Genomic DNA, 12,381 nt, shown 5'->3' on the forward strand with positions numbered 1-12,381 from the left:
CATGGTGAGTTTTTCGTACACGGCGGCGGACGAGGAGAAGAGCAGAGGCGTCCGCCGCATGAAGGCCCTGGCGACGGCGCTGCTCGCGGTGGTGGCCGTGATCTACGCCCTGGCCACCTGGGCGGAGAACGCGGGATGGGGCTCCTGGGCGGGCTATGTCGCGGCGGCGGCGGAGGCGGGCATGGTCGGCGCGCTCGCGGACTGGTTCGCGGTGACGGCCCTGTTCCGCCACCCGCTCGGCCTGCCGATCCCGCACACGGCGATCATCCCGACGAAGAAGGACCAGCTGGGGGCGTCGCTGGGCCAGTTCGTCGGCGAGAACTTCCTCTCCGCCGACGTCGTACGGGGCCGACTGGCTGCCCTCGGCATCGGCAGCCGCCTCGGCACCTGGCTGGCGGACCCGGCGCACGCGGACCGCGTCACGGCGGAGGCCTCCACGGCGCTGCGGGGCGCCCTGACCGTCCTGCGCGACGCGGACGTCCAGGCGGTCGTCGGGGAGGCGATCACCCGGCGGGCGGAGTCGGCGGAGATCGCGCCCGGCCTCGGGAAGACCCTGGAGCGGATCGTCGCCGACGGGGCCCACCACCGGGCCGTCGACCTGATCTGCACCCGCGCCCACGACTGGCTGGTGACGCACGGGGCCTCGGTGATGGACGCGGTGCAGGGCGGGGCGCCCGGCTGGACGCCGCGCTTCGTCGACAAGCGCGTCGGCGAACGCGTCTACAAGGAACTCCTCCGCTTCGTGACGGAGATGCGGGACATGCCGGCGCACCCGGCGCGCGGGGCGATCGACCGCTTCCTCACCGACTTCGCGGCCGACCTGCAGGCCGACACGGACACCCGCGCCCGCATCGAACGTCTCAAGTCGGACCTCCTGGCCCGCCCCGAGGTCCAGGACATCATCGCCTCGGCCTGGTCCTCGGTCCGCAATCTGATCATCGCGGCGGCCGAGGACGACCGCAGCCAACTCCGCCTCCGCGCCCGCGCGTCCCTGATCTCCCTGGGCAACCGCCTGGCGACGGACCCCCGTCTCCAGTCGAAGGTCGAGGGCTGGGCGGAGGATGCGGCGGCGTACGTGGTGACGACGTACCGGGGCGAGATCACGTCCCTGATCACGGACACGGTCGCGGGCTGGGACGCCACCCAGACCTCGAAGAAGATCGAGGCGAACATCGGCCGCGACCTCCAGTTCATCCGCATCAACGGCACGGTGGTGGGCGCGCTGGCCGGCCTGCTGATCTACACGGTGAGCCATGGGGTGGGGGGCTGAGGACGCTCGCAGCCCGGTCCTCGCGCCCTGGCCGCGGCGTGGTGCGCGGCTCAGCCCCGGGCGCGGGTGACTGCCGGAGGCCTTCCCTCGGCTCGGGGTCCAGGCCCGGGGCCGCGGGCGACGGCCCGGCCGTTCCCCTGGCTCGGGGCTTGTCGCGGGTGATGGTCCGGTCGTTCCCTGGCTCAGGCCTTGTCGCGGGTGACGGCCCAGGAGGTGGCGGCGACGACGCCGGCGACGGAGAAGACGGCGGGCCAGGCGCCGATCTTCTTGGCGAGGGGATGGGACCCGGCGAAGGCGGCGACGTAGGCGGTACCGAGCCCGGCGGCCACCTTGGCCCCACCGACCTGCTGCCACTCCCGAGCGGCCAGAGCCCCGGCCCCGGCGAGCACGACCCCACCGAGCGGCCGCTTCTTGGTCCACCGCGCCACGGCGTAACCGCCCACGAGTCCGGCGGCGGCTATGGCGGGGGAGGGGATGCGGGGCATGGCGGGGCCTTTCGGTCGGATGGGTTGTCCTTCGAGCCTACGAGGGGGTGCGCGCATGGCCCCTACCGGGCACCGTATTCGGCTGGTTCGGGGGCTGCGTGGCGCATTCGGCGCACAGTGTCTCGTCGGCGAGGGGCCGGAACAGCATGGGTTGGATGTGGCCGCCGGAGCATTCGCGCTCCCTCAGGCTCTTCTCTGGATGACGGCCGGTGGATGGGGTCACCGGCTGACCAGCGGCCGGGTCACCGGCACCCGCATGTCGTGGCGGCCTCAGCGTTCGGCGGCGTCTCGCCAGTAGTCCGCGAGCATTTCGCCGGGCCACGTCGGCTGAGTTATGGGTCCACGGGGGAGCATTTCTTCGAAGACCGCCACGAGATCGACGACCTGAGTGCCGTCGTCGGCGTCGAGGTCCGCGACGTGCAGGTCGTGCCCGTCGACCTTGAGCAGTCTCGGAAAGGACGTGGCCAGCCGGGCGGGACGCCGATGGTTGTGGTGAACGAAGGTGCCGGTCGCAGGCCATGCGGGGTTGTCGCGGGGGCTGCGTGCGTGAAGTGCGACATCGTCCGGGGAGCCGAGGTTGAAGAACCACGTGACTTGGAGGTGGGAGAACTGCTCGATGCCCTGGAGGGTTTCCACGGGGAACTCCGGCCGCAGGCGGATGATCGACTCGACGCCGCCCTTGAAGTCGTCGAGTCGTCCGGTATGGCCGCCGACTACGTCGGCGATGACCGGCACCTGGATGAACTGCGCAGTCACGGGTTGCCCTTCTTCCTTCTCTGCGGCGCCACTTGTGGGGTGGGGCGGTTCAGGGCCGTCAGGTTACTCGTCGTAGTACGGACCGGGCGCGTTCGTCCACTTCGGAGACGGAGGGGATTCCGCGGTTGCGGAACGGGGACAGGACCGTGCGCATGGTGAGGGCCGCTTCCCGCGTCCTGCCGGACTGGACACCGTCCATGGCGTCGAGGGCCTGGGACCAGGTCCGACAGGCCGCGTCGATGTTGCCTTGTCCGGCCTGGACCGAACCCATGTAGCCGAGTGTGACGGCGTGCGTCCGGTTGAAGGAGTCGGTTCTACGGTGCCGCACGCTGGCGTGAAAGTGGCGGAGGGCGCCGTCAAGGTCGCCCAGGGCCCAGAGGGTGCGGGCTGTTTCATGGGCGAGGGACGCTTCCTGGAAGAACCACACCCGGTGCGGCTCGTCGTCGCCCGGCGCTGCCCTGGCGAGGTCGGTCTCAGCTTGCTTGATCGCGGTGATGGCGTTGCCTCGCTGGCCGTCCACTGCCAGTGCTCGCGCACGTACGACGCCGATCAGGGCGCGTTCGCGAGGGGAGGCGTGGGCGTACCGGTTGCGCTCGATGGAGGCGGTGGCGAGGTTCAAGGCCGCCCGGGAGTGCCCCAGGTCTATGGCCTGATGAGCCATCGCCCGCAGGATGTGTCCGGCGAGGGGTGCGTCGTCGGCTTCGGCGGCGAGCTTGAGCGCGAGGGTGAAATAGCGTCGTGCGGACTCGTGTTGGGAGGCGTCGAAGCTCATCCAGCCCGCCACGTACACGGCCTCGGCCGCCGCTGAGTACAGAGACTGTCGCGAGTCCTCGCCCCTGAAGACCCCGCTCACGTACCGGGCGATGTCGTCGACGATGTACTGGTGAAGGGCGGTTCGGCCGTCGACGCCACCGTGTCGTTGGTCGCGTCGGGCGAAGAACTCGGTCATCTCGCGAACGGCCCGCACTTCGATCTCGCCGACTCTCCGATTCGGGTCGACCGCGCGGGAGCGCGCCCGTCGTGGAGCCTCGTCCCACCACGGTTCCCTGGGCAGGGTCAATCCGCCGACGGAAAAGACGGCGGCGCCGGTGAGGAGTCGGCGGCGTTCGCGGTCCATGCTGTTTCTCCCCAGGTCGACCAGAGTCTTCAGCGTGTCGGTGTCCCACTCGGACCCGGTGACCGTATCCGGGGTGTTCCCCGCGAGACCGATCTCCGCGAGTGCGAGCGGACGTCCCAACCGTCGCGACAGAGTTTCACGCAGAATGTCGGCCGCTCGCCCTCGGGGTCGGGTTCCAGCTACCCACATGGCGATGTGCGAGCGCTTGACGGTGAGGAGTTCGTCCACGCCGGCCTCTGCCGCGACACGTACCACCGCGGCCGCCACAACGGGCTGCGACCAGCCTGTCTCTGCGATCACCGCAGCCAGTTCATCGTTCCTGCGCGCCACGCTGCGCCCCTGTTCACAAGAGAACAATCTTTGACGGGTTTGACGGCGTCGGGGTCCGAAGGGGGATACCCGCCTATCGCGAATCACGGTTCGCTGAGAGGACACGAAACCACCAACCGACAACGACGGAAGGGTGAATGGTGACTTTCAGCCACGTGGGTGAGGGCGATAGCCGGGCGTCCGCAGCCACGCCACCCCTTACACCGGATCCGCGAGCAGCGCTCCGCGCGTGGCGCCCTCCGGTCTCCGAGGCGGCCGCCGTAGGACGCCGCTTCGACGAAGGCGTGCGCGCGCTGGAGAGACCCACGCCTCCCGTCGAGGTCCTGACCGTTGACACGGCCACGTCTTGCCCCACAGGGCACCCCTCGTACTCCCAGACGCTGCCGCGTGACGCCCGGAGTGCGGGAGTCGCTCGCAGGCTGGTTCGTACGGCGCTGACGCTCTGGGGCCTGGAAGCGCTCATTGAGGACGCCGCCCTCGTGGTCACCGAACTGGTCTCCAACGCGGTCGACCACAGTCGACTGGCATCGATCCGCGTGATCGTCGCCAGACCCTCCACGAACGGGGTCCGCGTGGGTGTGGTCGACCGCTCCACGACCGTCCCGACTCTGCTGATCGACGTCGGCGACGGCGAAACCCGGGGGCGGGGGCTGCTCCTTGTCGACGCTCTCGCGGATCGATGGGAAACCGAGCTGTACCGGTGGGGCAAGCAAGTCTGGGCCGAGTTGAGGCTGGAGAATGCGCTGTGAACGAGGATGGCTGCATGGTGCGTGAGCCGTGGGAACTGTCGTTTTCGGCGGAACCTCGGGAGGTGGCCGGGCTTCGGCGTGTGGTGCGGCTCCACTTGAAGCTGTGGGGGTTGTCGCGTCAGAGCGAAGCGGCTCAGCTCTGCGTCAGTGAACTGGCCTCTCAAGTGATTCGTCAGGGAGGAGCGGGAGCTTCCGCGTCGCTACGCCTATCCATGAGCGGTACGTACCTGCGGATCGAGATGAGAGGTCCGGGGTGTCAAGGCGTCTTGGCGCCCCCCGATTCCGTGTCTGACATCGACGCGGACATGGGCCTGACGCTGGTTGGCGGGATCGCGGATCGCTGGGGTGTGCTGGCGGGGGCGGAGTGCCAGGTCACGTGGTGCGAGATCGCGACCGACCTCGTGACCCCTCATGGGCATAGTGGTGGCACGCGTGTCACGAGAGCGGAATCGATGATCTCCCTCTACGACGCCATCACGTCTCCTAGGGCGGTGAACGCGAGCCGACTTACCGCCGCTTCGGCCCAGGTCGCGGTGATCGAGGCGGTCGCAGACCTCTTGCACTGGGTGGATGCTCACGGATATGACGTGGACGACGTGCTGGACGCGGCTCAGACGCGCTTTGAGGCGGGGCCGTGAGGTCCGGGCAAGGTGACGAGGTAGCGCGGACCCATACCTCCGAGGGGAGGCCGTGATCTAGATTCCTCGCATGGGGATGCGAGATTTGCTCGGCGAGGTCGCGAGCACATACGACCGCACGGCGGGTTCGAAGCGTGAGGTAAAGGGTCAGCAGATACTGCGGGGAGTCGCGGGTCGAACTGACCTCGTCCTTCCGCCGGGGTTCAAGGCTGAGGGACATGGGGGACAGACCACCCCGGCGGCGACCCCGTGGATCGGTGTTTTCGATGAGCGGGGAATGCGGGATCCCAAGAAGGGCCTTTATCTCGCGTATATCTTCAGCGCGGATCTGAAGAATGTGACGTTGACCTTGCAGCAGGGGATCACCTGGCTGGAAGCTCATTTGGGGAAAGGTATCGCTCGGCAGGACCACCTCCGTCATCACGCGGCGCGACTTCGCCGCGCCGTGAGGCGAAAAGAGTGCCTGGATTGGGTGGACGAGCCGGAACTCAGGGATGACGCGGCGCGACCCAGGGCGTACGAGGCGGCGAGTGTGATCGCCAAGGTGTACGAAACAGCCGCGCTGCCCAGCGACATCGCGCTGACGGAAGATCTTCTGCTGGGTGTGGAGGCCCTGCGACGGGCGGAGGAATTCGATCGAGTCTGGTGGATGAGCGGCGACACGGACGCGGTCCAGCTGGCCTACGACCTCGGTAGCCATGCTCCACGATTCGCCGTGGCACCGGCGGACTTCGATCCGCTGGCTGACTTCCACCCCAAGGACGGCAGTGAGTACAAGGTGCAGATCACTGCTCGACAGCAGATCAAGCAGCGACTTCATGAGGACTTGATCAAGGACTTCGGTCATCACGTCGTGGACCGTGGGTACGTTCCCAGCACGCTGCGACAGCACCCCAAAGATCTGGTTCTGAGGCAATCGCGGGATTCTGGGGGGCAGGATCCGGAGTGGCTGGTCGAAGCGAAGATCGTTCGCAACGGAAACGCCACGGTGGCCGTGCGCGAGGCGCTCGGGCAGCTCTACGAGTACCGCCACTTTCTCTACCAGCAGCGGCCGGAACCTTTCCTTGTGGGCCTCTTCTCAGAGGAGATCGGCATCTATGCCCCGTACTTGGAAGAACAGGGAATAGCTTCGATCTGGCGGGCCGATGATGGATGGGACGGATCCCCCATGGCGCGGGACTGGGGGATGACATCGGCCTAGCCTTGGATCAAGCGGTAGCGCCCCCGTGGCACTCCCCGTACGTAGCCTCCCGCCCGCACCAGCACCCCTCCCCCCAAGCCGGTGGCCACCCCGTAGCCCGGCCGCGGGCCGCCAGGGTCGTCGCGTACTGCGGGAGGAGGTCCGCGTTCGACGGGTGGGTGGATTCCGAGGCGGCGAAGGCTTCGTAGGAGGGGACCGTGGCTCTGACGATGCCCAGGTTCGGGGTGCCCGCCTGGGCGAGTTCGCGGAGGGAGGCCTCGATGTCCGTGAGGTGGGCCGTGTACGTGGGGTACTCCGCCTCCAGTTCCGGGTACGCCGTCAGCAGCTCGTCCAGTTCCGCTTCCGGCCAGTGGAGGACCGCGACCGGGAACGGGCGGGAGAGGGCCGTGCGGTAGGTGCCCAGTTCCGAGCGGAGGCGGGCGATCTCCGCCTGGAGTTCCGCCGGGTCCTCCGAGCCGAGCGACCACAGGCGCTTCGGGTCGTGCAGTTCGTCCAGGGGGACCGCCGCCGTGTGCAGCCGGTCCGCCAGGTCGTCCCAGTCGTCGTGCGGCAGCGCCAGCATCCTGCGGATCCGGTGCCGGGTGATCAGGAGGGACTCCGTGCTGTGCGGGAGATCCGGGGACGTGACCAGGAGCCGCGCCGCCTCCGTCAGCGTCGACTCCGCCGCCTCCAGCTCGTCGTGGGCCTCCAGCGTCTCCGCCGTGATCTCCCACGGGGCCGCGTCCGACGGCCGGGCGTCGCGGACGCCGGCGATGATCGCGCGGGCCTCGGCCTCATGGCCGTACTCCCACAGGTTCGCCGCCTTCAGCGCCCTGATCAGGAGCGGGTTCGCCGGCTCGCCGGACAGCAGCGTGTCGTAGAGGTCCGTCGCGGCCGGGCGGTCGCCCGCCAGTTCCAGGTGTGCGGCGGCCTGGAGGAACAGCGGCTCCCTGTCCCCGGGGTACTGCGCGGCGGTGCGCAGCAGGCGCTCGGCTTCGGTGGTGTGGGCGGCAGGCGTGTCGGGGCGCATGCCGTCCACCGTACTGCTGTACGGGCCTGGAGAGTTGGCACCCCAGCGCATATCGTGCCCCGCGTGCGGGCCAGGGTGGGGCAGCGGGTGCCGGTCGTCGTCCAGTCGCGGGGACGGCGCCGTACGGGTGCCCGCGTGCTGTGGGTGGCTGCCGAGACCGTCGTCACCTGTGGTGTCGTCGTGCTGCTCCTCGTCGTGCACCAGCTGTGGTGGACCAATCACCTCGCCCGTGCCGACGCCCGCGAGCGGGTGCGTGTCCTGGAGCGGGAGTGGGCGATCTCTCCCTCCGTTCCGGCCGATGACGCCCCTCCCGGCGGAGAGCCGGTGGACCTCGGGCCGTCGGGCGGTGACCAGGGCTCCTCCTCGGCCCCGGCCCCGGCCCCGACCGGGTCCGGGGCCGTTCCCCGCGACACCTCCCGGGGCTCGCCTTCCTTCGCCTTCGCGGTCCTCCGTGTTCCCCGGATCGGGCTCACCGTCCCCGTCGCCCACGGCGTCTCCAAGCGGTCCGTCCTCGACAAGGGGTACGCCGGGCACTACCCCGGCACCGCCGGCCCCGGCCGCACCGGGAACTTCGCGCTCGCCGGGCACCGCAACACCCACGGCGAGCCCTTCCGGTACATCAACCGCCTCGCGCCCGGGGACGAGATCTCCGTGCGCACCCGGGGCGCCACCTTCACCTACCGCGTCGACCAGGTGCTGCGGCAGACCGCTCCCCGTGACGTCGGGGTCATCCGGCCCGTGCCCCGGTCGATCGTCAAGCCCTCGTACGGCTACGACGACCCCGGCGCCTATCTCACCCTCACCACCTGCACCCCCGAGTTCAGCAGCGCCTACCGGCTCGTCGTCTGGGCGAAGTTGGTATCGACCGGGTGATCAGGCGCAGGCCCCATCTGTTGCGGCTCCTCGCTCCGTACCTCCTGTCGGGTGCTGATGGCGGGGGAGGGGTACACGAGCTTCAGCCGTCTCGGCGCCAACGTCCTTCTCCTCGTCCCCGTGCTCCTCGGCACCGCCGCCCTCTTCGTCGTCCCCGGGCCCGTCGGCGCCGAGTCGAACCTCGCCCTGTTCAAGCTGGTGACGGACTCGCCGCCCGCCTGGGCCGTCGTGCTCGTCCGCGCGCTCGTCTTCTCCGGGAACGACCCCCTCCGGGGCGTCGACGCCGGGCTCCTCGCCCTCGTCGCCAACCTCGCCAACCCGCCGTGAGCGTGTCGCGAGTCGGTACGCGCCTCCCGGGGGCGATCGCGACGAACGGGACGACGCGGACGTCCTCGCGCTGGAGGAGTACACCGACGCCGCCCTCACACCGGCGCCGCCCTCACCCCGGCGCCGCCGTCACCCCGGCGCCGGGGAAGGCCGGCGCCGCCCCAGGGCGAGGGTGACCCCCGCGCCGGTCAGGGCCAGCGCCGCCGACGCCAGGACCGCCGCGTCCGCCCCCGCCGTCGCCAGCGCCAGCATCAGGGCGACGCCCGCCGAGGAACCGATGTAACGGGCGGTGTTGTTCGCGCCCGAGCCCATCGCCGCCCGCTCCGGGGGTACGGAGTCGACCGCGAGCCGGGGCAGCGCCGCGTTCAGCAGGCCGCTGCCCGCGCCGGCCACCACGAGGCCGGGGAGCAGGCGCGGCCAGGAGCCGGACGGGCCCTCCAGGCCGCCGAGGAGGGCCAGGACGCCTCCTGCCGACAGGGCGAATCCCCCCGCCAGTTGGTACGGGGCGGAGAGCCGGCCCGCGAGCCGGCGCGTCTGGAGGGCCACCACGAACGCCGTCCCCGACCAGAGCACGAACAGCCACGCCGCCCCCAGCGGCGACATCCCCGCCGCGCCCTGGAGCAGCGCGGGCACCACGCTGAACAGGCCGATCACCGCCATGCCCGTGAACAGCGCCCCCAGCGTCGACGCCAGGAACGCCGGCCGCCGCAGCAGCGCCAGGTCCACCATGGGCGTACGGCTCCGGTGCTCGATCGCCACGAACACCGCCGTCAGGGCCACCGAGGCCGCCATCAGGCCGCCCACCTGGGGCCGCAGCCAGCCGTCCCGGCCGAGCGTGAGCGCGGTGAGCAGCGCCGCCAGGGCCAGGCCGAGCGCCGTCGCCCCCGCGATGTCGGGGCGGGGCCGCGCCGGTGGCTCCGCCCCGGGGCCCGCCGCCGCCCCGGGGCCCGCCGCCGCCCCGGGGCCCGCCGCCGCCCCGGGGCCCGCCGCCACCCCGGGGCCCGCCGCCACCCCGGGGCTCACCGCCGCCCCGGGGCCCACCGTCCCCTCCCGTACCGGACCCTCGGGTCCCAGCGTCCGGGCCCCCACCGCCGCGATCACCAGGGCCGCCGCGCCCAGGACCTCGTACGCGAGCCGCCAGTCCACCAGGCTCAGCGCGCCCGCGAGCAGGGGGCCGAGCGCGATGCCGCCGCTCACCGACGCGCCCCAGATCCCGGTCGCCCTGATCCGGTCCCGGCCCGCCGGGTACGCGGTCGCGAGCAGACCCAGGCTGCCCGCGATGACCGCCGCGCTCGCCGCCCCCTGGGCGATCCGGGCCGCGGTGAAGGTGAGGGTCGAGCCCGCGAAGCCGCCGAGGGCGGTGGTGAGGCCGAGGGCGAGGGTGCCGAGGAGGAAGACCCGGCGGCGCCCGTGCGCGTCGGCGAGGCCGCCGGCCGCCAGGAGGAGGACGGCGAGGCCGAGCGGGGTGCCGTTGAGCAGCCAGGCCCGGGCGGAGACCGGGGTCGCGAAGGCGGCGGCCATGTCGGGGAGGGTGAGCATCGGGGCGGTGTAGTTCATCAGCGCGACGGCGGTGGCCGCGGCGGTGACGGCGAGGGCGGTCCGGGGGCGGGAGCCGTGGGGCGGCGCGGAGGGCCGCGCGGTGGACACGAGCTGGGGCATGGCAGGGACCTCACTCGTAGGTTCGGTGAATGAACTCACCCGGCGGGTCCACGGTAGCATCAAGGTTCGTTCAGTGAACCTTGATTGGTACGATGGATCCCATGGCTCTCGGCAAGGACTACGCCCACCAGCAGTGCTCCATCGCCCGCGCCCTCGAAGTCGTCGGCGAGCGCTGGACCCTCCTCGTCGTCCGCGACGCCTTCTACGGCGTCCGCCGCTACAACGACTTCCTCGTCCACCTCGGCGCCCCCCGCGCCGTCCTCGCCGCCCGCCTCCAGGCCCTCGTCGAGGCCGGGGTCCTCGACCGGCGCCGCTACCAGGAGTCGCCCCCGCGCGACGAGTACGTGCTCACCGGCCGCGGGCTCGCCCTCTGGCCCGTCCTGCGCTCGCTCGGCGCCTGGGGCGTGGCCGAGGTCCCCGGAGCCGTACCCGCGCGCCACTTCCACCACGCCGACTGCGGCACCGAACTCGGCCCGTGCGGCGAATGCCCGGCCTGCCACGTCCCCGTACCGCCCGCCGACGTCGAGATGCGGCCCGGCGCCGGACTCGACCGGGACCCCGCCGATCCCGTCAGCCGCGCCCTCCTCGGTCCCCGCCGCCTCCTGGCCGCCGTGGAGCATGCGAAGCTCTGAGGGGTACGGGAACCACCGACGCGCGGGCACGTCACCCACGTACGGCGAATCCACCGGCGTACGGGAACTCCCGAGGGCCCTCGCGCGTCCTCACCGTGAGACGCCGTGCGGCGGCGTCCGGCATCTGCGAGAGGAGGCGGAATGACGACCAGGAACCTGCTCCTGCGCATCGTCGCACCGCTCTTCTTCCTCCTCGCCCTCGCCGACCTCCTCCTCTCCGACGGAGCGGGCGTCCCCGCCGCCGTCGCCCTCGCCGCGACCACGGTCGTCTGCTCCCTGTTCGGAGCCCGGACGGCCCCGGCCGTGCCGCCCACCGTTGTCCGCACCGCCATCCGCGACCGCGAGCGGCGTACCGCCTTCCTGCCCCAGCGCGACCCCGACGCCGCGGGGCGCCGCAGACCCCGCGCTCCCGGCCGTCCCCTCCCGACGGCCGCGTAGGGAGCACCCGCAGCACACCACCCCGGACACCGAGCACCGTCCCGGGCGCCCCTCGCACCCCCCAGGCTCCTCACGCGGATCCGTCATGCCGAGAACCGACATCTCCCCGGCACGACGAGACCCCACGGAGGGCTCCCCTTGTCCGTCTTCGCTTCCCTGGTCGAGCGGCTCGCCGACCTGCTCCAGCCGCTCTTCGCCACCACCGCCACGGCCGCCGCGATCGTCCTCTTCACGATGCTCGTACGGCTCGCGGTCCACCCGCTGTCCCGCGCCTCCGCCCGCGGACAGAAGGCCCGCACCCGGATCGCGCCCGAACTGGCCGCCCTCCGGAAGAAGCACGCCAAGAACCCCGAGCGGCTCAGGAAGGCGATCACGGAGCTGCACGCGCGGGAGAAGGTCTCGCCCTTCGCCGGCATCCTGCCCAGCCTCCTCCAGGCGCCCGCGTTCCTGCTCATGTACCACCTCTTCTCCGGCGACCGGATGACCGGGCACACCCTCCTCGCCGCCCCGCTCGGCGACCACTGGGGCGACGCCCTCTCCCGCGGTGGCGTCCTCGGTCCGGAGGGCCGGGTCTACCTCGTCCTCTTCGCGCTCGTCGCCGCCGTGGCCACCTTCACGTACCGGCGGACCCGGGCGCAGCTCGCCGCCCAGCCCCTCGACCTGGGGCAGCCCACACCGGGTGCGGGTGCCATCGCCCAGGTGATGCCCCTGCTCTCCTTCGCCACCCTGATCACGGTCGCGGTCGTCCCCCTCGCCGCCGCCCTCTACGTCGTGACGAGCACCACGTGGACCGCCGTCGAGCGGGCCCTGCTCTTCCGCGCGCCGGGCGCGAAGGAGGGTCCCGCGCCCGTTGCTACTCGCGCGTAAGGGTCCAGTGGCTGAACGGGGTCTTGCAGA

14 protein-coding genes are annotated in these 12,381 nt (G+C 71.5%); 9 read left to right on the forward strand and 5 right to left on the reverse strand.

Features of this window, described 5'->3' with window-relative positions:
* Position 1: 1 nt before the first annotated feature.
* Positions 2-1,270 carry a DUF445 domain-containing protein gene (locus tag ACRRSS_RS04265; protein ID WP_435969871.1) on the forward strand — a complete coding sequence of 423 codons (1,269 nt, stop codon included), beginning with the start codon at positions 2-4 and terminating at the stop codon, positions 1,268-1,270.
* Between the two features lie 182 nt (positions 1,271-1,452).
* Here ACRRSS_RS04265 and ACRRSS_RS04270 read toward each other — a convergent pair whose 3' ends face one another.
* The 3 genes from ACRRSS_RS04270 to ACRRSS_RS04280 form a co-directional block, all read right to left on the reverse strand.
* Positions 1,453-1,755 carry a hypothetical protein gene (locus tag ACRRSS_RS04270; RefSeq protein ID WP_435969872.1) on the reverse strand — a complete coding sequence of 101 codons (303 nt, stop codon included), beginning with the start codon at positions 1,753-1,755 and terminating at the stop codon, positions 1,453-1,455.
* 270 nt (positions 1,756-2,025) lie between these two features.
* Positions 2,026-2,511 carry a TrmO family methyltransferase domain-containing protein gene (locus tag ACRRSS_RS04275; RefSeq protein WP_435969873.1) on the reverse strand — a complete coding sequence of 162 codons (486 nt, stop codon included), beginning with the start codon at positions 2,509-2,511 and terminating at the stop codon, positions 2,026-2,028.
* A 58-nt stretch (positions 2,512-2,569) separates the two neighbouring features.
* The gene (locus ACRRSS_RS04280; protein ID WP_435969874.1) at positions 2,570-3,958 is read right to left on the reverse strand and encodes a Tat pathway signal protein; all 1,389 of its coding nucleotides are present in this window, start codon (positions 3,956-3,958) and stop codon (positions 2,570-2,572) included.
* A gap of 137 nt (positions 3,959-4,095) precedes the next feature.
* On the opposite strand from ACRRSS_RS04280, the gene ACRRSS_RS04285 reads away from it, so the two are divergent.
* The 3 genes from ACRRSS_RS04285 to ACRRSS_RS04295 all read left to right on the forward strand — a co-directional run bounded on the left by ACRRSS_RS04285 (position 4,096) and on the right by ACRRSS_RS04295 (position 6,546).
* The gene (locus ACRRSS_RS04285) at positions 4,096-4,707 is read left to right on the forward strand and encodes an ATP-binding protein (protein ID WP_435969875.1); all 612 of its coding nucleotides are present in this window, start codon (positions 4,096-4,098) and stop codon (positions 4,705-4,707) included.
* A 284-nt stretch (positions 4,708-4,991) separates the two neighbouring features.
* On the forward strand, positions 4,992-5,345 hold the full coding sequence (locus ACRRSS_RS04290) for a hypothetical protein (protein WP_435969876.1): 354 nt from the start codon (positions 4,992-4,994) through the stop codon (positions 5,343-5,345).
* Positions 5,346-5,415: 70 nt separating this feature from the next.
* On the forward strand, positions 5,416-6,546 hold the full coding sequence (locus tag ACRRSS_RS04295; protein ID WP_435969877.1) for an MrcB family domain-containing protein: 1,131 nt from the start codon (positions 5,416-5,418) through the stop codon (positions 6,544-6,546).
* A 7-nt stretch (positions 6,547-6,553) separates the two neighbouring features.
* Here ACRRSS_RS04295 and ACRRSS_RS04300 read toward each other — a convergent pair whose 3' ends face one another.
* On the reverse strand, positions 6,554-7,555 hold the full coding sequence (locus tag ACRRSS_RS04300) for a hypothetical protein (RefSeq protein WP_435969878.1): 1,002 nt from the start codon (positions 7,553-7,555) through the stop codon (positions 6,554-6,556).
* A gap of 63 nt (positions 7,556-7,618) precedes the next feature.
* On the opposite strand from ACRRSS_RS04300, the gene ACRRSS_RS04305 reads away from it, so the two are divergent.
* Both ACRRSS_RS04305 and ACRRSS_RS04310 read left to right on the forward strand, forming a co-directional pair.
* Positions 7,619-8,428: a class E sortase gene (locus ACRRSS_RS04305; RefSeq protein WP_435969879.1), complete on the forward strand. Its 810-nt coding sequence runs from the start codon at positions 7,619-7,621 to the stop codon at positions 8,426-8,428.
* A gap of 51 nt (positions 8,429-8,479) precedes the next feature.
* Positions 8,480-8,755, forward strand: a complete 276-nt coding sequence (locus tag ACRRSS_RS04310) for a hypothetical protein (RefSeq protein WP_435975519.1) — start codon at positions 8,480-8,482, stop codon at positions 8,753-8,755.
* A 129-nt stretch (positions 8,756-8,884) separates the two neighbouring features.
* On the opposite strand, the gene ACRRSS_RS04315 is transcribed toward ACRRSS_RS04310, so the two are convergent.
* Positions 8,885-10,414: an MFS transporter gene (locus ACRRSS_RS04315; protein WP_435969880.1), complete on the reverse strand. Its 1,530-nt coding sequence runs from the start codon at positions 10,412-10,414 to the stop codon at positions 8,885-8,887.
* Positions 10,415-10,515: 101 nt separating this feature from the next.
* Between ACRRSS_RS04315 and ACRRSS_RS04320 the strand changes: the two genes are divergently transcribed.
* The 3 genes from ACRRSS_RS04320 to ACRRSS_RS04330 all read left to right on the forward strand — a co-directional run bounded on the left by ACRRSS_RS04320 (position 10,516) and on the right by ACRRSS_RS04330 (position 12,351).
* Positions 10,516-11,046 (forward strand): winged helix-turn-helix transcriptional regulator, encoded by a 531-nt coding sequence (locus ACRRSS_RS04320; protein WP_435969881.1) that lies wholly within the window; start codon positions 10,516-10,518, stop codon positions 11,044-11,046.
* 141 nt (positions 11,047-11,187) lie between these two features.
* Positions 11,188-11,484 (forward strand): DUF6412 domain-containing protein, encoded by a 297-nt coding sequence (locus tag ACRRSS_RS04325; protein WP_435969882.1) that lies wholly within the window; start codon positions 11,188-11,190, stop codon positions 11,482-11,484.
* 138 nt (positions 11,485-11,622) lie between these two features.
* Positions 11,623-12,351: a YidC/Oxa1 family membrane protein insertase gene (locus tag ACRRSS_RS04330; RefSeq protein WP_435969883.1), complete on the forward strand. Its 729-nt coding sequence runs from the start codon at positions 11,623-11,625 to the stop codon at positions 12,349-12,351.
* Positions 12,352-12,381: the final 30 nt, after the last annotated feature.

Source organism: Streptomyces sp. Qhu_M48 (genome assembly GCF_051305195.1).
Taxonomy (GTDB): Bacteria; Actinomycetota; Actinomycetes; order Streptomycetales; family Streptomycetaceae; genus Streptomyces.

What these genes read in the sequence shown, in the direction of transcription:
- ACRRSS_RS04265 (WP_435969871.1), top strand. Translation starts at nt 2, where the DNA reads ATGGTGAGTTTTTCGTACACGGCGGCGGACGAGGAGAAGAGCAGAGGC.
- ACRRSS_RS04270 (WP_435969872.1), bottom strand. Translation starts at nt 1,755, where the DNA reads ATGCCCCGCATCCCCTCCCCCGCCATAGCCGCCGCCGGACTCGTGGGC.
- ACRRSS_RS04315 (WP_435969880.1), bottom strand. Translation starts at nt 10,414, where the DNA reads ATGCCCCAGCTCGTGTCCACCGCGCGGCCCTCCGCGCCGCCCCACGGC.
- ACRRSS_RS04325 (WP_435969882.1), top strand. Translation starts at nt 11,188, where the DNA reads ATGACGACCAGGAACCTGCTCCTGCGCATCGTCGCACCGCTCTTCTTC.
- ACRRSS_RS04295 (WP_435969877.1), top strand. Translation starts at nt 5,416, where the DNA reads ATGGGGATGCGAGATTTGCTCGGCGAGGTCGCGAGCACATACGACCGC.
- ACRRSS_RS04300 (WP_435969878.1), bottom strand. Translation starts at nt 7,555, where the DNA reads ATGCGCCCCGACACGCCTGCCGCCCACACCACCGAAGCCGAGCGCCTG.
- ACRRSS_RS04285 (WP_435969875.1), top strand. Translation starts at nt 4,096, where the DNA reads ATGGTGACTTTCAGCCACGTGGGTGAGGGCGATAGCCGGGCGTCCGCA.
- ACRRSS_RS04320 (WP_435969881.1), top strand. Translation starts at nt 10,516, where the DNA reads ATGGCTCTCGGCAAGGACTACGCCCACCAGCAGTGCTCCATCGCCCGC.